This is a genomic window from Pseudomonas lurida, assembly GCF_002563895.1.
Taxonomy (GTDB): Bacteria; Pseudomonadota; Gammaproteobacteria; order Pseudomonadales; family Pseudomonadaceae; genus Aquipseudomonas; species Aquipseudomonas lurida.
Genome location: NZ_PDJB01000001.1, coordinates 6,233,628 through 6,251,691 on the forward strand (window position 1 = coordinate 6,233,628; position 18,064 = coordinate 6,251,691).

Consider the following 18,064-nt stretch of genomic DNA (forward strand, 5'->3'; position numbering starts at 1 on the left):
GTTGGCGTTAGACGCCGCAAAGCGGCCAGTGTTGCACGGCAAATAAAATAGCGACATTCGTGATCGAACATGGTCTGTTAGGCACTGGATTGCCTGGAGTACCGTCGTCCATGGATTTTTTTGGTCCGCACCTGCTCGCCTATTTCATTGCCACGCTGCATTTTCTCGGGTCGCTTGCCGCGATCCACGCGGTGCTGACGGTCAGGACCGCCCAAGGCTCGATCGCCTGGGCCTTGTCGCTGATGTTCATGCCCTACCTCACCCTGATCCCTTACCTGATCTTCGGTCGCAGCACCTTCGACGCGTACATCCAGGCGCGTCGCCAGGCCAACCAGGAAATGCACACGGCAATCACCGAGCTGAACTGGCGACCCTGGGTCGAGGAAGCCCTGGCCGCGCGCAACTCCAGCGCCTACGCCTCACTGCGCGCCATGCCCAAGCTGGGCCGCATGCCGTGCCTGGCCAACAACGAGGTGCGGTTGTTGATCAATGGCGAGGCCACTTTCGGCGCGATTTTCGAGGCGATTCGCAACGCCAGGACCGCCGTGCTGTTCCAGTTTTTTATCATTCATGACGACGAACTCGGCCGCCAGCTGCACGCCCTGTTGAAGGAAAAAGCCGCCGAAGGCGTGAACATCCACGTGCTCTATGACCGCATCGGCAGCCACGCCCTGCCCCATCGTTATGTGCAATCGCTGCGCGATGCCGGGGTGAAAGTCAAAGCCTTCGCTACCCGCAGCGGCTGGCTCAATCGCTTCCAGGTCAACTTCCGCAACCACCGCAAGATCGTCGTGGTGGACGGCATCACCGGGTTCGTCGGCGGGCATAACGTCGGGGATGAATACCTGGGCAAGAAACCACCGCTGGCACCGTGGCGCGATACCCATGTGCAGGTCACGGGTCCTGTGGTGGCATGCTTGCAGGAGTCGTTCGCCGAAGACTGGTTCTGGGCGGCGCGCGAGTTGCCGCCGCTGATCCTGCCAGACGCCTACCCCGAGGACGGCGTGCTCTGCCAATTGCTCGCCAGCGGGCCGGCCGACCCGTATGAAACCTGCTCGCTGTTCTTCGTCGAAGCCATCCACGCGGCGACCGAGCGCGTGTGGATCACCAGTCCGTATTTCGTGCCCGACGAAGCCGTGTTCGCCGCGTTGCGCCTGGCCGTCTTGCGTGGCGTCGACGTACGCCTGCTGCTGCCCTCACGACCCGATCACCGCATTGTCTACGCCGCCTCGAGCCTCTACGCGATCGAAGCCGTACGGGCCGGTGTGCGGGTATTTCGCTACACGCCGGGGTTCCTGCATCAGAAGGTGGTGCTGGTGGACAGCGAAATCAGCGCCATTGGCAGCGCGAACATGGACAACCGTTCATTCCGGCTGAATTTTGAAGTGATGCTACTGACCGTCGACGAAGCCTTCGCCAAACAGGTCGAGCACATGCTGCTGGACGACTTCGCCCTGGCCCATGAAGTCAGCCACGAAGAAAGCCGCGAAACCCGCCGCCTTCAACAACTGGGCATGCGGATCGCGCGGCTTATTTCACCCATTCTCTGACAGCTCCCACAGAGGTATCGGTGTTTTCCACCCTCAGCGGTAGATATCTTCCCGTGTCCACGGCAGCTCATGACTGCCATCGGCATGAGGTTTCACCGCCAGAATCTGGTGCAGGTTGATCCAACCCCGTGCGAATGCATATGCGCAACCGGCCAGGTAGAGCCGCCAAATGCGCAGCGCTTGCTCTGGCACCATCTTCGCCGCGGCTTCCAGATTGTCTTCCAGGCGCTCGCTCCAATGATCCAGCGTGCGCGCGTAATGCAAGCGCAGGCTTTCGACGTCGACCACTTCGAGCCCGACTTCACTGATCTCGGCAGTCATCATCGCCAGGTGCGGCAGTTCGCCATTGGGGAACACATAACGCTCGATAAAATCTCCGGCGCCACGGCCTACAGGACGGCCATCGGTGTGCTTGGCGGTAATACCGTGGTTCATCACCAGGCCGCCTTCGCGCACTGCGCCATACAAGGTCTTGCAGTACTCGGCCAGGTTGGCATGGCCGACGTGTTCAAACATGCCCACGCTCACCACTTTGTCGAAACGGCCGTCCTGCGGGAGGTCACGGTAGTCGAGCAGTTGCAGGTCCACCTGGCCCTCCAGGCCTTCGGCTTTCACCCGTTCCCGGGCTAGCGCCAGCTGCTCCTTGCTCAAGGTGATGCCAAATACTTTCACTCCGAACTCACGCGCCGCAAACCGCGCCAGCCCGCCCCAGCCACAGCCGACGTCGAGCAAATACTCGCCTGGCTGCAGCCGCAATTTGCGGCACAGGTGGCGAAATTTGTCTTGTTGAGCCTGGTCGATGGACTCGCTGCCGGTCTCGAAATAACCGCACGAGTACGCCATGTCCTGGTCCAGCCACAGCTGGTAGAACTCGTTGGACAGGTCGTAATGGTAGGAAATGGCCGCTGCGTCAGTGGCCTTGTCGTGGATCGAGCGCACCGGACGACTGTCCTCGCCGTCTTCGATCAAGGCGTGACTCAATTCGTCACATACCCGGATGACCTCGGAGATCGAGCCTTCCAGCTCCAGTTTGCCCTCGACGAAGGCTTCGCCCAGGGAATCGAGCGTGGGATGGGTCAGCTTGGAGACGACCGTTGGGTCCTTCACCACGATGGTCACACTGGGCTCGGGGCCCAAGTTGAATTCATGGCCGTCCCAGAGTCGAAGACGCAGCGGTAGCTGAAGATTCTGTAAGGCCGGTGGAAGTTGCGCGAGCATGAGTAGTCCCCCCTTGTTTCAGACGTCTGGTGTGAGGGTAGACCATCCGAAGACAAGTAGGAGGCTATCGATTTGATAGCGGTCTTCTATGGGGCTCGGCGCTCGAGCAAACCGTCCTGGATCCACTGTTTCAACCATGTGGCGGCCTGCAGTGGTGCCCCCTCTTCGTAACTGACTGCCAGCGCTGCGCACAGTTCGGCAAAGCTCCAGCCGGTGGTCGCCATCCCAGCCAGGGCATCGGCTTCATCGGGTTCCAGGCTGCGGTAATGGCACACATGCTGATGTCGCCATACCAGGCATGTCTGCGCCGGGGCTAACGCCTGGCTGTGGGGAAACGGCGACGCGTCCTTGCTGGCACGCCAGATCGCCACACTATTGAAACGGCAAGGCAACTGCTGCACCGACGGCGCCAAGGTAACCTGCAACGCCGGCCAGGCTTCGGGTGGCAACCTGGCCATGTCATCCAGCGTCAGCGGTTCGCCCGGCGGCGCATCAAATGCCAGGGTAAACGCCCACTCCAACCGCGCCAGCTCTGCCAGCGGTGCACTTTGCTCCGCCACCCGATGCTCAAGGATAAACGCCGGGAAACGCTCGCCCAGCCAACGCAGGCTGTAATGCGCCGATGGATAACGGCGTACATAGGCCTGGGTCAGCGACGCGAATTCATCATCCCCGAGCCAATAGCGGATGGCCCCGAAGTCGTGCAGCAAGACGTCCTGCAACCGCGAGAGATAGCCGTGGTGGTAGATCGCCAGGCCGGTATCCACATCCAGCGTCGGCCCGCCCAGCAGGGTGGCGGCGAAGCCACTGTCGGCGATTGGTGTTTCAGATAACAGGTGCTGTTCGAAGGCCAACTGCCAATCGGTCAGGCGCATGACGATCTCCTGGCCAATGCCATGGCACCCAGTTCGCGGGCCTTGCTCAGTTCGGTGAACAGTTCTTCAAAAGGTGGGAAATGGTCGTCCCGCTCCAGCAGCGTCGACACCGGCCCCAGGTGTTCCAATGTCTGTTGATAGAGCGCCCACACCGGGTCACACACGGGATGGTCATGGGTGTCGACCACGTAGTCGCCATAGTCCATGTGCCCCGCCAGATGCAGTTGACGGATGCTCTGAGGTGGCAGGTTGCGGATGAACGTCCAAGCGTCGAAGCCATGATTGCGCGAGCTGACATACACATTGTTGACGTCCAGCAACAACTGGCACCCTGACAGGTGGGCCAGGGCGTTGAGGAACTCCCACTCAGTGAATTCATCCGCTTTCGAGCGCACATAGCTTGAGACGTTTTCCAGGACCAGCGGACGTTGCAACGTGTCCTGCACTTGGCGCACCCGGGCGGCCACGTGGTAGAGGCTCTCTTCGGTGTAAGGCAACGGCAGCAAGTCATGCAACTGGTGGGCGTTGCCGCGGCTCCAGCACAAGTGATCGGAAACCCACGCCGGCTGGATACGCTCGGCGAGCTGCTTGATTTGCTTCAGGTAATCGGTATCGAGCGCATGGGGCCCGCCGATGGACAGCGATACACCGTGCATCACAAGGGGATAGCGCTCGGCGATTGCATCCAGGTAGTACAAGGCTTTACCGCCCTGGACCAGATAATTTTCGGAGATCACTTCGAACCAATCCACGGCCGGCGATTGTTCCAGGATCTGCTGGTAGTACTCACTGCGTAGACCCAGGCCGTAACCGAGGCTTGAAGAGGATGCGGACATACGACACTCCTGGGCAAAGTGTCCGCAGCGGTGGTGGACAGCCGCTGCGGGAGCACTCGGTGGCCGGTTATTCGCCGACGGTGCCGCCTTTCTGGTCGCACATTGCCTTGCTCATCGACAGGAAGCCCTGGCCCTTGCAGGAACCTTGGCCTTTGCACGCGTGATCCTTGGTCTTGCAGTCGTTCTGGCCTTTGCAGGCGTTGACGCCATAGCAGTGAACGCTGGCGTCCGCAGCTTGTGCTTGGGTAGCAACACCGGCAAACAGCGTCGCGGCGGCCATAGCGAGCGCGGCACCAGCAGCAGCGGATTTGATGTTCATTGTTGTATTCCTCATGATCGGTAGGGGTGCCGGTCTGAACGGATTGCTCAGTCTCGACACACCACTAGAGTGAGGCCCCTCCTGCGCGTTACAGCCCTGTGCAATTATTTCTGAAATTATTCCTCAAGCTTCAACAGGGGCTCCTGAAAGCGCAGCAAACGTCCGGCATTGCCCAGTACCAATAAGGTGCTGAGGTTGTGCAGCACCGCCGCAATCATGGCGCCGGCTGCCCCCAACCAGCCAAACGCGGCAAACACAACGATGGCCAAGGTCCAGCCCAGGCCGATGATCACGTTGACCTGCAACGTCTGCCGACATTGACGGCTCAAGCGCACACAAGTACCGAGGCGCCGCAGGTCGCTGCCAATCAACACCACATCCGCCGACGCCAAGGCGATATCCGCCCCGCCCGCCCCCATGGCCACGCCAACCACGCCGGCCTTGAGCGCCAGCGAGTCATTGATGCCATCACCGACCACCATCGGACGGAAGCCACTGCGAATCTCACCCAACACGCGGTTGAGCTTGTCTTCCGGCAAGGCCTGGGCTTCGACATCGCTGATGCCCACCTCCAGCGCCAGGCTATCAGCCACACTCTGGCGGTCGCCGGTAAGCAGCAGTTGACGACCGAGGCCAAGGTCACGCAGCTCTTGCAAGGCCTGGCGTGCTTCCGGCTTGACGCTATCGGCCAGCAACAGCCAGGCGAGAAACTGCCCGTTCAGCGCCAACCCGGCGATGGGCCCGTCGTGATTCGGCACAGCGGTGGTGAGGATGCCCAGTTGCTCGAACAACGCCGGCCGGCCCAATGCCGCTTCGCCTTGATCGGACTGCGCCACCACGCCCAGGCCCTGGCGCTCGCGGATATCCGTCAACGCCAGCAGCTGTTCCTGTGTCGCCAACCCCGCCAACGCTCGGCTGACCGGGTGGCTGCTGGCCGAGCCCAAGCTGGCTGCCAGGTTCAACAACACCTGCCGATCCGGCGCGGTGGTTTCGATGGATTGCAGGCGCAGGGTGCCAAAGGTCAGGGTGCCCGTCTTGTCGACGACCAGGGAGGTCAGGTCCGCCAGCTCTTCGAGGAACGCCGAGCTGCGAATCAGGATGCCATGCCGCGCCGCCACGGCGATCCCGGCAATCGCGGTGGCCGGCGCCGACAGCACCAACGCACACGGACACGCGGCCACCAGCACGGCAAGCATTGCCTGGGCGTCGTTGGTCACAAACCAGGTGACCGCGGCCAGCAGCAACACCAGCACCATATAGCTGCCGGCGTAACGCTCCAGCAGCCGCGTGATCGGCGGCTTGGCACGCTCGGCGTTCTGCATCAGCGCAATGACTTTACCCAGGGTGGACTCGTTACCCGTGCGGGTCACCTGCAAGCGCAGCAAGCCATCAAGGTTGATTGCCCCGCCAAACACCTGCACGCCCACGCTGGCTTCCAGCGGCACCGACTCACCGGTAATCGGCGCCGTGTCCAGGCTCGCCTGGCCCGACAGCACCACGCCATCAGCCGGCACCCGATCCCCCGCGCGCACCTCGACGATATCGCCGGTGTTCAGCGTGCCGTTATCCACTGCTTGGATGCTGCCGTCAGGCTGCACCAACCGCGCTTGGCTGCGGGTCAATTTGCCCAGGGCATGGATCGCCTCCTGGGAGCCGATCACGCTGCGCTCTTCCAGCACATGGCCAAAGATCATGATGATCGGCAGCAGCGCGGCGGTCAGCAGATCACCCGTGGCCCAGGCGCCGAGCATGGCCAGGGCGATCAGTTGGTCGGTGATGCCGTGCAGGCTGGGGAACCGCAGGCTGTACCAGGCCGAGCGCATCACCGGCACCGCCACCAAGAGCGACGCGACGCCCAGCAGCAATTGGCTCACGCCGGTCTGGTCCGGCGCCAGCCAGCGCCATACCAGGCCCAATACCAGCAAGCCCAAGGCCAACATGGCCAGGGTCAATTGCCGGGCAGCGCTGCGCTGCTCGGCGGAGGTCAGCATGGGTGCGCTCATTGTTCGGCTCCCTGGATGATCAAGCGGGAGTCGTCTTTCGGATCGACCGTGGTCACGGAGCCGGCCTGGCCGAGAATCTTCGGCAGGCGCTCGCGGTACAGGCGCACCAGCAGGCCCGGGTCCTTCACCTGGGCCAAACGGGCGACCGTGGCGGTTTGCGCCTGGGCGTTGGCCAGGCGTTCGCTCGCCTGGGCGTGGGCGACTTGCACCAGGCGATCGGCCTGCTGGTTCGCGGTCTGGGTGAGTTTTTCCGCGTCGGTTCGGGCGTTGGCCACGGCTTTATCGGCTTGCTGACTGGCGGTCAGTACCGCATTGAATGCGTTCACCGCCGGGCCTGGCAGGCTCGATTGCACATCCACGCGAGTGACTTGGATACCCAGTCCCAACCCTGTGGAGGTGAGCTCCGCCAGGCGTTTATTGATGCCTTGCACCAAATCGCCCCGCAGCCGTTCGCGGCGTTCGGCAGCACGGTTATCGGTGCCGATCAGCTCAGGCCGCGCCACCAGGATCGTGTCCAGGTCCCGCGCTGCCGTGAGCGCGACGGCGCTGCGGGTGACCAGGCGATCCAGCGCCGGCAACACATGCTCGCCTTGCAACACAAAGGCATAGGGTTCGGTGACTTTGTAGAACACCCGCACATCCAGCTGCACCACACCGGCATCACCGGTCAGCAGGTAACCGGAACCGGCCAGTGCATCACTCAAGGGCGTGGCGAAACTGGCCACGCGATCGGCCTGGATCGCCGCGTCGGAACGCAGCAGGTTTTCCACCCTGCGCTCGATCACCCGGTCGGCCGCCGGCAACAACACCACCTGTTCGAATGGCTGCGGCCACGCCAGCAACAGCCCGGCATTCTGGATACGGTCGAGAGCGCCGAAGTGCAGCACCACCGCACGGTTCTGCGGGTCGATCTGGCGCACATTGGAAAACGCCCAGGCCAAGGCGGCCAGCACGGTCACCGCGTACAGCGCCAGGAACGTCAGGCGCCCGGCCTGGATCCACGGGCTGTCCGGGCTGTCACGCTCGGTCATGGCTGGATATCCTTCGGCCCGTCGACCAACGCGCGGAACGGCGCAGCATCGGTGCGCAGGATGATCTTGGTGCCCGGCGTGACCACGGTGCCCAAGGTATCCAGGGAACGCAGCAGGTTATACAGCTGCGGATTGCCGGCGTAGGCGCGGCCATAGATCTGCGCGGCCTCGACCCGCGACTGCGCTTCGATATCGGCGGCTTTCACCGTGGCATCGGCCTGCACAATGCGCGCATCGCGCTCGGCCGCAGAACGGATCTGCGCCGCCTCACGCTTGCCCACGGCGGTGCGCTCGGTGGCGATGGTTTCCCGCTCGGCTCGCATGCGGTCGACGGTGGCAGTAAGGGTCACCGACGGCAATGTCAGCCGTTCGATACCCACTTGGGCCACGCGCACCCCATAGGTCGTGAGCAATTGTTGATCAATCTGCTCACGCAACTGCGCTTCGAAATCGGCGATGCGCACCTGGCTGGCATCGGTATTGATCAGGCTGGACAGATCGAAGCTGGCCGCCGTGGTTTCCAGCGCCGAGCCCACGAACGTACGGATCTGCCGCGCCGCCTCATCCGGTTGGTTCTGCACGGCACGCATGAAGCGCTGCACATTGTCGGCATCGCCCTGCACCTGCCACGCCACGTACGCCTGCACGATGATGCGCAGGCCATCGCGGGTGCCCACATCCTGCAAGCCGCTGGAAGTGGTGCGCAGGCGCAAATCGACCGGGATCGCCGCCTCGAACGGCGCCGGCCAGCGCCAGCCCAGGCCCGGTTCCAGCAGCACCCGCGATGGGTTGCCGAAACGGGTGATCACCGTCGCTTCGCCGGACCGCACTTGCACCAGGCTGGCAGCGGCGACTGCAAACAGCACCAGCAACACTGCCCAGGCCATGCGCCGCCACGGGAAAGGGCCGGCGGCTAGCTCGTCACCATGATGATGGTGGTGGTGGCCATGATGATGATCGTGAGAATGAGCGCTCAACAGACAGACTCCTTATTGAACGGCTTTACGCGGCACCGAGGGGTCGGCCGGCAAGGTAAAAGAACGCAGATCGATCGTCGGCGCGCCATCGGCACCCAGGCGATGATCCAGAATGAGCAGCTTGGCGTGGGCCAGGCCCTGGCTGAGTTGGCCAAGGTATTGCTCCAGCACGAAGGCCTGGCCGGCCGTGGCATAGGCCTTTTGTTCGGCAGCGAAACGCAGGTCGGCAGCTTGGGCGCCGGCGTTCACTTCCCTTGCGGTGGCCTGGGCCTGATCACGCGCGGTGCTGGCTTGCAGCAGCGCCTGGTTGGTCTGCTCACTGGCCGCACCGCGCTCGCGGGAGATCAGGGCCTGGGCCCCGATCTGCGCGGCTTGCACGCCGTGATAGGCGTTGGCGGCACCGGCCGGGGGGTGGATCGCCTCGACCACCGTGGCGAGGATTTCCACGCCGCTGTCGAGCTTTTGCAGATCCGCCTGCACGGCGCGGCCGATCTCGTCGGCCAGGCGGGTGCGTTGTTCGCCGAGCAATTCATCGAGGGTACGCGAAGCAAAGTCATGCACCAGGATGCGGCTGGCGGTGCTACGAACCAGGGTCGGTACATCCGCATTGTTATACGTGGCGGCGAGAGCGGCCTGATCGGTGAGGCCGATGCGGTAGACGAAACGCACATCCATGTTGACGATCTGGAAGCTCTGCTTGTCGCCGCTGCTGCTGGCGATCACCTGGGATTTGTCATTCACATGGCTGGCGTCCCACAACCGATTGGCAGTCAACGGTGGCGGGCCTTCGGCGGGAGCCAGTGCCGGGGCTGCGGATTCAGTGACACTGGTTGCCAGCTCATGCACCCCACCGTTCTCCACCCTGATCACACGCCCCAGCGGCCACGGTAATCCGGCATGCAAACCGGGGCCGAACACCTCGACGGGCTTACCGAAGCGCTCATAAATCCCACGACCCTGCAGGGGTACTTCGTGCACGCCGGTGAGCGCCCAGCCGACCGCCAACACCACCAGCAACACCGGCAGGAACGCCCGGCGCATGTAGGTAAACGCCCAGATCTGACGCAGGTCGATGCCAAAGCGGTTGTGCAGCTCATGCTGCAACGCGAGCAACGGCTGGGGCGGCCAACGCAGCAGCCCGGCGATGAAACTTTGCGCCATCAGGCGAGGTTCGAGGCGCGGCTGGCGTGGGCTGAACAGCGACAGCACGGCCCTCAACAGAAACTCCAGCGAGGCCAGTGCCGGCAGCAAGCCAACCAGTACCGCCACGCGCAAGGGCCACACCGACGCCGCACCGGCAAACAGCAGGCAAACCGCACTGACCACCAGGCAGATGATCGCCAACCGGCTCAGTTGCGCCAGTGGCGAGGCTTCCGGCCACTGCGCGGTACTTTCCTGGGCGAGGCGACGTTCGAACACCAGCAGCCCAAATGCCAAGGCCAACCCCAGCGCGGCACCGATGCTTGCCGATTGACCGACCGGCGCGGCGGGCAATGCCAGGTTCCAGAACTCGATCACGCTGACCAGCACCAGCAGCGACCAGCCCCCGAGCCACAACGCCGGCGCGCCGACCTGCTTACCAACACGTTCCATAAAGCGCGCGTATCGGCCGCTGCCTTCAACCGGCACGTCAACTGCAGGCTCTTCCAACGACTGGGCGCGCCAGTCCGCCACCCACCACGCCGATTGCAAACCGGCTACCAACAGCAACAACGCCGACGCACAGTTGATCAGCACCACCGGCCAGATCGACAGCGGCACGAACAGCGCGACAAACAGTGCCAACACCCAACCGGCAACGCCCAGCACCGTCAGGCTGATACCCGCCTGGCGCAATCGACGGGCATGGAACAGCCCCTGTTGAAAACGCGGAAGGCCTTCCACCGAAGCGCCGCCAGCTTCCAGATCCACTTGCATCCACTCAACGCCCAGTCGTACACAATTCGTTACGATATAACACGCAGCGTGAAATTTTTGTTCGAAACCCGCTCCCACATTTTTTGGGCGACGTCCTCGATAGCGTGACTAAACCCCCAGAAACACGCGCCATCACTGGTGCAGGCCATGATTAATCGGCACACTCCAGAACAGTTTTTCGCGGGTCCACGGACAAGGAAGCGTCACCCCCCATGATTTCGATCTATCAGCTCAAACCGCGTTTTCAGAACCTGCTGCGCCCTCTCGTGCAGCGCCTCTACGACAACGGCACCACCGCCAACCAGATCACCGTATTGGCCGGCGTGGTTTCCCTGCTGGTCGGCCTGTTGATCGCCAGCTTTGCCCAGCATCTATGGCTGTTTGCGCTGATTCCGCTGTGGATGATCCTGCGCATGGCCCTCAACGCCGTCGACGGCATGCTTGCCCGCGAATTCGGCCAGCAGTCACGCCTGGGCGCCTACCTCAATGAATTGTGCGACGTGATCGCCGACAGCGCGCTGATCCTGCCGTTTGCGCTGATCCCCGGCGTGAGCCTGGTGCCGGTGCTGCTGGTCGCGTTGCTGGCGGTATTCAGCGAATACGCCGGCGTGTTGGGCCCCATGGTCGGTGCCTCGCGCCGCTACGACGGGCCGATGGGCAAGAGCGATCGCGCCTTCGTACTCGGCGTACTCGCCACCGGCGTGGCGCTGGGCTGGCTGGGCAACGGTTGGGTCGACGCGGTGATGTGGCTGGTCGCGGCCTTGCTCGCCTACACCCTGGTCAATCGGGTGCGTCAGGGCCTTAAAGAACAACAAGATACTTCACCGATTGCATAAGGATCTTTGCGATGCGCGAACAGCAAGAGCACACCTTCGGTACCCATGATGGCGTCGAGCTTTTCTACCGTCACTGGCCGGCTACCGCCCAGGCGGACGGCGAGCCACGCAAGGCGATTGTGTTGTTCCATCGCGGCCACGAGCACTCGGGGCGGATCGCCCATCTGGTCGATGAGCTGAACCTGCCGCAATTCGACTTCTTCGCCTGGGACGCCCGGGGTCACGGCCAGTCCCCCGGCGAGCGGGGTGACAGCCCCAGCTTCGCCACCAGCGCCCGCGATGTGCAGACCTTCTGCGACCACATCGGCGCTGCCTACGGCATCGAGGAAGAAAACTTCGCCATCGTCGCCCAAAGCGTCGGGGCGGTGATTGCCGCGACCTGGGTGCACGACTACGCACCGAAAATCCGCGCCTTGGTGCTCGCCTCCCCGGCCTTCAAGGTCAAGCTCTACGTGCCATTCGCACGGCCAGGCCTGGCGCTGATGCGCACGTTTCGCGGCAATTTTTTCGTCAACAGCTACGTCAAGGCCAAGTTCCTCAGCCATGACCCGGAGCGCGTGGCGTCCTACGACAGCGACCCCTTGATCACCAAGGCGATCTCGGTGAACGTACTGCTCGGCCTGTATGAAGCGGCCGACCGCGTGGTAGCTGATGCCCAGGCAATCCAGGTGCCGACCCAACTGCTGGTCTCCGGCTCCGACTTTGTGGTGCATCGCAAACCCCAACAGCAATTTTTCGACCGCCTTGGCAGCCTGAAAAAAGAGCTGCACATCCTCCCAGGCTTTTTCCATGACACCCTCGGCGAGCGTGACCGCGCCACCGCCGTGAACAGCGCCAGGCGCTTTATCCTGCAGAACTTCGAACACCCGCTGGACCGTGCCTCGTTGCTGGATGCAGACAAACTGGGCGCCACCTGCGCCGAGTCCGAAGCCCTCGCCGCGCCACTGCCGCGCAACTCCGTGCGCGACCTGTATTGGCGCCTGACTCGCGCCAGCATGGGCCTGGGCAAGAACCTGTCCGACGGCGTGAAGCTGGGCTTTGACACAGGTTTCGACTCCGGCAGTACCCTGGACTACGTGTACCGCAACACGCCGACCGGCAAGGGTGGTTTGGGGCGGATGATCGACACCAACTACCTTAACTCCATCGGCTGGCGCGGCATTCGCCAGCGCAAGCTGAACGTCGAGGAGCTGCTGCGCCTGGCCATGGCCAGGTTGCGCGCCGCTGATCGCCAGGTGCGCATCGTCGATATCGCTGCCGGCCACGGGCGCTACATCCTGGAGGCCTTGCAGGGCGTGTCGCCGCTGCCGGAATCGATCCTTCTGCGCGACTACAGTGATATCAACGTACGCGACGGTGGCGCATTGATCCGTGAGAAGGGCCTGGGGGATATCGCGCAGTTCGTCAAAGGTGATGCGTTCGACCGCTCGGACCTGGCGGCACTGGAGCCGAAACCGACACTGGCGGTGGTGTCCGGGTTGTATGAACTGTTTGCCGACAACGGCATGGTCGGCGGCTCACTGGCCGGACTGGCCGAGGCCGTGGAGCCCGGTGGATACCTGGTCTACACCGGCCAGCCATGGCACCCGCAACTGGAACTGATCGCCCGGGCACTGACCAGCCATCGCCAGGGCCAGGCCTGGGTCATGCGCCGACGCAGCCAGGCGGAAATGGATCAACTGGTGGAGGCTGCCGGTTTCCGCAAGATCACCCAGCGCGTGGATGAGTGGGGCATCTTTACCGTGTCCCTGGCACAGAAGATCTGAACATGCGCGAACCCGGCTTGTTGAAACCCGCGGTCCTCTGGCTGCTGCTGTTGGCGCCGCTGTTTTTCAGCACCTACGGCTTTGCCACCTGGGTGACCAGCCAGCGCAGCGACGTCGGCACGCTGGTATTTGACTGGGAAGCCCATATGCCGTTCTGGGCCTGGACCATCGTGCCCTACTGGTCCATCGACCTGCTCTACGGGTTTTCCCTGCTGCTGCCCAATAGTCGGCATGAGTTGAAACAACATGCGCTGCGGCTGCTATCGGCCCAGGTCATCGCGGTCAGTTGCTTCCTGGTCTGGCCGCTGCGCTTCACCTTCGAACGGCCGGAATTGGACGGTGTATTTGGCTGGCTGTTTGCGGTGCTGGCAGGGTTCGACAAGCCATTCAACCAGGCGCCATCGCTGCATATCGCACTGCTGGTGATCCTGTGGGTCATGTACCAGCGTCACACCCAGGGCTTCTGGCGGTGGGCGGTGCATGCTTGGTTCGCCTTGATCGGTATCTCGGTACTGACCACTTATCAACACCACTTTATCGACTTACCCACAGGTGCCCTCGCCGGGTGGCTGTGCGTGTGGCTGTGGCCGGTAGAACACCCCAACCCACTGTCGAACGCGCGGCTGACGCGAGACACCAAGCGCTGGCGCTTGGGCATGCGCTATGGCGTGGGAGCCCTGGCCTTGTTGGTCCTGGCTGTTGTCATGGGTGGCGCATGGCTGTGGATACTGTGGCCGGCGGTATCCCTTGCCTTGGTCAAGGCGAATTACCTCGTGCTGGGCCCTTCGGGTTTCCAGAAACGCGCCGACGGCCGACTGACGCCTGCCGCGCGCTGGCTGTATGCCCCATACCTGGCCGGCGCGTGGATCAACTCTCGGCTGTGGACACGCAAGCATCCACAACCCGACCTGATTGTGGATAACGTCTGGCTTGGGCGCATTCCTACGACGAGTGAGCAGGAACCCTTCAAGGCCATCGTCGACCTGTGTGCCGAACTGCCAATTAATCCACAGGGCCGCGCCTACCAATGCATCCCGGTGCTGGACCTGATCGCGCCGACGCCCGACGAATGCCTGCACGCCGCGCACGCCATAGAACGTCTGCGTTCCAGTGGTCCGTTGCTGGTGTGCTGCGCCCTCGGCTACTCACGCAGCGCGACCGCCGTCGCCGCCTGGCTGTTGCACACCGGACGCGCCACGACGGTCGAGCAAGCGCTGGCTATCATTCGTACAGCGCGGGCTGATGTGGTCCTGCACCCCGCACACCGTGAAGCGTTGGAGGGTTTACCCCATGCCCATTGATATGGAACTCCAGGTGGTCGCCAGCCTGTTACGGCGTGGCCGTTCACTGGATCAGTTATCCACAGGCCTGACGCTGGTCGGCGTGTTGTTCGGCCTGGCGCAACTGCTGATGGCCAGTATTGCGCCGATTTGCCTGCTGCTGAGCCTGTGGATGATTATCCTCGGCCTGTTGCAAAAGTATTGGGCGCTGCGCGTGGCCTTTGATGCAGACCTGTTCACCCTGCTCGCCCGTGACATCGAGCGCACCCCAGACCTCGACCAAACCCTGCAAACGCTTGGCCTGCAATCTGCCAAACGCGCCGGCCGGCCCTGGACCGAGCGCCGCCGTGGGGCGCTCAAACTGTTGCGCAAACAAGCCTGGCTGCTCGGCGCGCAAGCGCTGCTGACCCTGGGCGTGATACTCGCCAGCCCTTGGCTGCCTTTCGCCGGATAAGGAATTCCCATGTTCGAACCCGTGGTCGCCACGTTGATTACTTCGATGGCCCGCACCGTCACCGGGGCCCGCAGCCTGTGGCTGGGTTGCGCGCCTGTGCCGGTGCAACGCATCTATTTCGCCAACCACAGCAGTCACGGCGACTTTGTATTGGTGTGGGCATCACTGCCGCAGAACCTGCGCAAATTCACGCGCCCGGTGGCTGGTAGCGATTACTGGAACAAAAGCGCCCTGCGCCGCTACATCATCAACCGCGTGTTCAACGGCGTATTGATCGACCGCGAACGCAAGGACCCTGTGGATAACCCCCTGCAGCCCATGCTCAACGCCCTGGAAGGCGGCGACTCGCTGATCATCTTCCCCGAAGGCACGCGCAATCTCGAGGACGGCCTGCTGCCGTTCAAAAGCGGGTTGTATCACTTGGCCAATAGTTACCCACAGGCGCAATTGATCCCGGTGTGGATCGCCAACCTCAACCGGGTCATGCCCAAGGGCCGCGTACTGCCGCTGCCCCTGCTGTGCACAACCAGCTTCGGCGCACCGCTGCAACTGGAAGAAGGCGAAGACAAAGCCGCCTTCCTCGCGCGCGCCCGCGATGCCCTGCTCGCCCTTGCCCCGGAGCCTGTCTGACATGGATAGCCAAACCCTGATGTTGTTCGGCGGCATCGGCGCGATCCTGGTGCTCGCCTCGTTGATCGGCCTGATCCTCAAGCTGCGCACCCGTGGCACCCCCAACGCGGTGATCGACAACCTCAATGCCCGCATCAATGCCTGGTGGGTGATGGTGGTGGTCATTGGCATCGCTTTCTGGCTGGGTACCGGCGCGGTGATCCTGCTGTTCTACGCGGTGTCCTTCTACGCCCTGCGTGAATTCCTCACCCTCACGCCCACCCGTCGCAGCGACTACCCGGCGCTGGTCGCCGCGTTCTACCTGGCACTGCCGCTGCAATACCTGCTGATCTACTCCGACTGGTACGGGCTGTTCTCTATCTTCATACCGGTGTACGTGTTCCTGCTGCTGCCGATCCTCGCCTCCCTTGGCGGCGACAGCACGCACTTCCTGGAGCGAGCCTCGAAAGTGCAGTGGGGCCTGATGATCGCCGTGTTCTGCGTGTCGTTCGTGCCCGCCCTGCTCACCCTCGACATCCCCGGCTACGAAGGCCGCAACCTGCTGCTGATCGCCTACCTGGTGATTGTGGTGCAGCTGTCTGACGTGCTGCAGTACGTGTGCGGCAAGCTCTTCGGCAAACACAAGATTGCGCCTAACCTGTCACCCTCGAAGACGGTGGAAGGGTTTGTCGGCGGGATTTTGCTCTCGTCCCTGATCGGTGCGGCATTGTGGTGGACCACCCCGTTCAACCCATGGCAGTCGTTTTTGATTGCGCTGTTGATCAACCTGCTCGGGTTCGCCGGCGGCATCGTGATGTCGGCGATCAAGCGCGACCGGGGCGTGAAGGACTGGGGCCATATGATCGAAGGACACGGCGGAATGCTGGATCGGCTGGATTCGGTGTGCTTCGCCGCGCCCATCTTCTTCCATCTCGTGCGCTACTGGTGGACCTGACCCACCCACCTAAGACCCTATGGAGATCAACAAGCGGGCTTGCTCGCGATCGCGCTGTGTCAGCCAACGAACGTAACGGCTGATATACCGCCTTCGCGAGCAAGCCCGCTCCCGCACCCGTCTTGTGTCGATTTCAGATCCTCTATCAACCCGGTAAATGCCCCAGCGGCAACGCCCCTGGGGTTTTCACGGTCTGGATCGCGAAGTTGCTGCGGATGTCCCTCACCCCCGGCAGTTTCAGCAGGCTGCCAGTGACAAATCGCTCATAGCCGCGCAGGTCCGGCACCACCACCTGCAGCAGAAAGTCCGATTCGCCCGACACCAGGAACGCCGAGATCACTTCCGGCAGCGCCGTCACCGCCTCGCGAAAGGCGTTGGCCTCGGTGTCGTTATGCCGCTCCACCTTGACGCCAACAAACACCATCATCCCCAGTCCCACTTCGTCGCGATCCAGCGTGGCCTGGTAGCCGCGAATCACGCCGGCCTCTTCCAGCAGACGCACGCGCCGCAGGCAGGGTGAAGCGGACAATCCGATCTCGTCCGCCAGTTGGACGTTGCTCAGGCGGCCATCGCGTTGCAGGGCTTCGAGAATCTTGCGGTCAAACGCATCGAGTTTAAGATTTGGCATAAGTGAATGGCTGTTCAGGTTTTTAGTGGCAGACAGTGCCAAGACTAGACGCTTTTCTAGCTGACTACGCAAGCACCTGCCCTGCCCTCCCGCCCTAGAATTGGCAAACAAACAAGGGGGTGAGACATGGCGGAACTCTGGTTATTTCTGGTGGCCCTTTCAGTGGCGTTTCTATTGCCCGGGCCGGACATGATCCTGTTGCTGCAAACCGGCGCGCGCCAGGGCAAGGCCTTGGCGCTGACCACGGCGATTGGCTTGGGGCTGGCCCGCGCCTGCCATGTGGCATTGGCAGGCATGGGGCTGGCGACCTTGTTCAAAGTGGCGCCATGGACGTTCGATGTCGTGCGCCTGGGCGGCGCGGCCTACCTGTTGTGGCTGGGTGTTCAATGCCTGCGCTCGACGATGCTGCCGTCCCTCGATACCGCGAACACGCCTCCAACACGGCATGCCTGGCGCGCGGCCTTTCAGCGAGGCTTGCTGACCAACCTGCTCAACCCCAAGGCGCTGCTGTTCTGCTCGGTACTGCTGCCACAATTCATCAACCCGCAGGCCGGCCCGGTGGCGACGCAATTTGCGTTGCTGGGGGTGATCCTGGTGAGCCTCGGCTTCGTGTTCGATTGCTGCTACGCCCTGGCAGGCGCGCGCATCGGCCAGTGGCTGGCGCGCAATCGCGCCGCGCAGCGTATGCAGCAGTGGTTATTCGGCAGTCTCTTGATCGGTTTTGCGCTACGTCTCACGTTTGTGCAACACACCTAGCGGGCAGCGTATCTGCGTCATCTTTTGTATCAAAGACGCGTGTAAGATACGCCG

17 protein-coding genes are annotated in these 18,064 nt (G+C 62.8%); 8 read left to right on the forward strand and 9 right to left on the reverse strand.

The window, feature by feature from the left end:
* Positions 1 to 110: 110 nt before the first annotated feature.
* Entirely contained in the window at positions 111 to 1,550 is a 1,440-nt protein-coding gene (gene cls / locus ATH90_RS28540) for a cardiolipin synthase (protein ID WP_034110444.1), read from the forward strand.
* Between the two features lie 33 nt (positions 1,551 to 1,583).
* On the opposite strand, the gene cfaB is transcribed toward cls, so the two are convergent.
* The 8 genes from cfaB to hflK (ATH90_RS28580) all read right to left on the reverse strand — a co-directional run bounded on the left by cfaB (position 1,584) and on the right by hflK (ATH90_RS28580) (position 10,726).
* Positions 1,584 to 2,768, reverse strand: a complete 1,185-nt coding sequence (gene cfaB / locus ATH90_RS28545; RefSeq protein ID WP_034110446.1) for a C17 cyclopropane fatty acid synthase CfaB — start codon at positions 2,766 to 2,768, stop codon at positions 1,584 to 1,586.
* Between the two features lie 86 nt (positions 2,769 to 2,854).
* The gene (locus ATH90_RS28550; protein WP_069078608.1) at positions 2,855 to 3,643 is read right to left on the reverse strand and encodes an HvfC/BufC N-terminal domain-containing protein; all 789 of its coding nucleotides are present in this window, start codon (positions 3,641 to 3,643) and stop codon (positions 2,855 to 2,857) included.
* Positions 3,634 to 4,479, reverse strand: coding sequence for an MNIO family bufferin maturase (gene bufB / locus ATH90_RS28555; protein ID WP_034110449.1), 846 nt, complete (start codon positions 4,477 to 4,479; stop codon positions 3,634 to 3,636). Before bufB ends, ATH90_RS28550 begins: the two co-directional genes overlap by 10 nt.
* 67 nt (positions 4,480 to 4,546) lie before the next feature.
* The gene (gene bufA2 / locus ATH90_RS28560) at positions 4,547 to 4,798 is read right to left on the reverse strand and encodes a BufA2 family periplasmic bufferin-type metallophore (protein WP_034110450.1); all 252 of its coding nucleotides are present in this window, start codon (positions 4,796 to 4,798) and stop codon (positions 4,547 to 4,549) included.
* Positions 4,799 to 4,914: 116 nt separating this feature from the next.
* Complete coding sequence (locus tag ATH90_RS28565; RefSeq protein WP_098467612.1) at positions 4,915 to 6,801, reverse strand: cation-translocating P-type ATPase; 1,887 nt, start codon at positions 6,799 to 6,801, stop codon at positions 4,915 to 4,917.
* Entirely contained in the window at positions 6,798 to 7,832 is a 1,035-nt protein-coding gene (gene hflK, locus ATH90_RS28570) for a protease modulator HflK (RefSeq protein WP_098467613.1), read from the reverse strand. The genes ATH90_RS28565 and hflK (ATH90_RS28570) overlap by 4 nt, the downstream gene beginning before the upstream one ends.
* Entirely contained in the window at positions 7,829 to 8,809 is a 981-nt protein-coding gene (gene hflC / locus ATH90_RS28575; protein ID WP_034110455.1) for a protease modulator HflC, read from the reverse strand. The genes hflK (ATH90_RS28570) and hflC overlap by 4 nt, the downstream gene beginning before the upstream one ends.
* A 12-nt stretch (positions 8,810 to 8,821) precedes the next feature.
* Positions 8,822 to 10,726, reverse strand: a complete 1,905-nt coding sequence (hflK, locus tag ATH90_RS28580; RefSeq protein WP_098467614.1) for a protease modulator HflK — start codon at positions 10,724 to 10,726, stop codon at positions 8,822 to 8,824.
* A 212-nt stretch (positions 10,727 to 10,938) separates the two neighbouring features.
* On the opposite strand from hflK (ATH90_RS28580), the gene ATH90_RS28585 reads away from it, so the two are divergent.
* From ATH90_RS28585 to ATH90_RS28610, 6 genes are read left to right on the forward strand one after another with little or no spacing between them, the layout of a single operon-like run.
* Complete coding sequence (locus ATH90_RS28585) at positions 10,939 to 11,562, forward strand: CDP-alcohol phosphatidyltransferase family protein (RefSeq protein ID WP_034110459.1); 624 nt, start codon at positions 10,939 to 10,941, stop codon at positions 11,560 to 11,562.
* Positions 11,563 to 11,573: 11 nt separating this feature from the next.
* Entirely contained in the window at positions 11,574 to 13,328 is a 1,755-nt protein-coding gene (locus ATH90_RS28590; protein WP_098467615.1) for a bifunctional alpha/beta hydrolase/class I SAM-dependent methyltransferase, read from the forward strand.
* A gap of 2 nt (positions 13,329 to 13,330) precedes the next feature.
* Entirely contained in the window at positions 13,331 to 14,629 is a 1,299-nt protein-coding gene (locus ATH90_RS28595) for a phosphatase PAP2/dual specificity phosphatase family protein (RefSeq protein ID WP_098467616.1), read from the forward strand.
* Entirely contained in the window at positions 14,619 to 15,062 is a 444-nt protein-coding gene (locus tag ATH90_RS28600; RefSeq protein WP_069078614.1) for a hypothetical protein, read from the forward strand. The genes ATH90_RS28595 and ATH90_RS28600 overlap by 11 nt, the downstream gene beginning before the upstream one ends.
* 9 nt (positions 15,063 to 15,071) lie before the next feature.
* Entirely contained in the window at positions 15,072 to 15,692 is a 621-nt protein-coding gene (locus ATH90_RS28605; protein WP_034110467.1) for a lysophospholipid acyltransferase family protein, read from the forward strand.
* Position 15,693: 1 nt separating this feature from the next.
* Positions 15,694 to 16,626: a phosphatidate cytidylyltransferase gene (locus ATH90_RS28610; protein WP_017528659.1), complete on the forward strand. Its 933-nt coding sequence runs from the start codon at positions 15,694 to 15,696 to the stop codon at positions 16,624 to 16,626.
* 145 nt (positions 16,627 to 16,771) lie between these two features.
* Here the strand turns inward: ATH90_RS28610 and ATH90_RS28615 are convergent, their stop codons facing one another.
* Positions 16,772 to 17,254, reverse strand: coding sequence for an Lrp/AsnC family transcriptional regulator (locus ATH90_RS28615; RefSeq protein ID WP_016978705.1), 483 nt, complete (start codon positions 17,252 to 17,254; stop codon positions 16,772 to 16,774).
* A 126-nt stretch (positions 17,255 to 17,380) separates the two neighbouring features.
* Between ATH90_RS28615 and ATH90_RS28620 the strand changes: the two genes are divergently transcribed.
* Positions 17,381 to 18,010, forward strand: coding sequence for a LysE family translocator (locus tag ATH90_RS28620; protein WP_034110470.1), 630 nt, complete (start codon positions 17,381 to 17,383; stop codon positions 18,008 to 18,010).
* Positions 18,011 to 18,064 lie beyond the last annotated feature (54 nt).

What these genes read in the sequence shown, in the direction of transcription:
- ATH90_RS28615 (WP_016978705.1), bottom strand. Translation starts at nt 17,254, where the DNA reads ATGCCAAATCTTAAACTCGATGCGTTTGACCGCAAGATTCTCGAAGCC.
- ATH90_RS28605 (WP_034110467.1), top strand. Translation starts at nt 15,072, where the DNA reads ATGTTCGAACCCGTGGTCGCCACGTTGATTACTTCGATGGCCCGCACC.
- cls (WP_034110444.1), top strand. Translation starts at nt 111, where the DNA reads ATGGATTTTTTTGGTCCGCACCTGCTCGCCTATTTCATTGCCACGCTG.
- ATH90_RS28600 (WP_069078614.1), top strand. Translation starts at nt 14,619, where the DNA reads ATGCCCATTGATATGGAACTCCAGGTGGTCGCCAGCCTGTTACGGCGT.
- ATH90_RS28565 (WP_098467612.1), bottom strand. Translation starts at nt 6,801, where the DNA reads ATGAGCGCACCCATGCTGACCTCCGCCGAGCAGCGCAGCGCTGCCCGG.
- hflK (WP_098467613.1), bottom strand. Translation starts at nt 7,832, where the DNA reads ATGACCGAGCGTGACAGCCCGGACAGCCCGTGGATCCAGGCCGGGCGC.
- bufB (WP_034110449.1), bottom strand. Translation starts at nt 4,479, where the DNA reads ATGTCCGCATCCTCTTCAAGCCTCGGTTACGGCCTGGGTCTACGCAGT.
- ATH90_RS28620 (WP_034110470.1), top strand. Translation starts at nt 17,381, where the DNA reads ATGGCGGAACTCTGGTTATTTCTGGTGGCCCTTTCAGTGGCGTTTCTA.
- cfaB (WP_034110446.1), bottom strand. Translation starts at nt 2,768, where the DNA reads ATGCTCGCGCAACTTCCACCGGCCTTACAGAATCTTCAGCTACCGCTG.
- bufA2 (WP_034110450.1), bottom strand. Translation starts at nt 4,798, where the DNA reads ATGAACATCAAATCCGCTGCTGCTGGTGCCGCGCTCGCTATGGCCGCC.
- ATH90_RS28550 (WP_069078608.1), bottom strand. Translation starts at nt 3,643, where the DNA reads ATGCGCCTGACCGATTGGCAGTTGGCCTTCGAACAGCACCTGTTATCT.
- ATH90_RS28590 (WP_098467615.1), top strand. Translation starts at nt 11,574, where the DNA reads ATGCGCGAACAGCAAGAGCACACCTTCGGTACCCATGATGGCGTCGAG.
- ATH90_RS28610 (WP_017528659.1), top strand. Translation starts at nt 15,694, where the DNA reads ATGGATAGCCAAACCCTGATGTTGTTCGGCGGCATCGGCGCGATCCTG.
- hflK (WP_098467614.1), bottom strand. Translation starts at nt 10,726, where the DNA reads ATGCAAGTGGATCTGGAAGCTGGCGGCGCTTCGGTGGAAGGCCTTCCG.
- ATH90_RS28595 (WP_098467616.1), top strand. Translation starts at nt 13,331, where the DNA reads ATGCGCGAACCCGGCTTGTTGAAACCCGCGGTCCTCTGGCTGCTGCTG.
- ATH90_RS28585 (WP_034110459.1), top strand. Translation starts at nt 10,939, where the DNA reads ATGATTTCGATCTATCAGCTCAAACCGCGTTTTCAGAACCTGCTGCGC.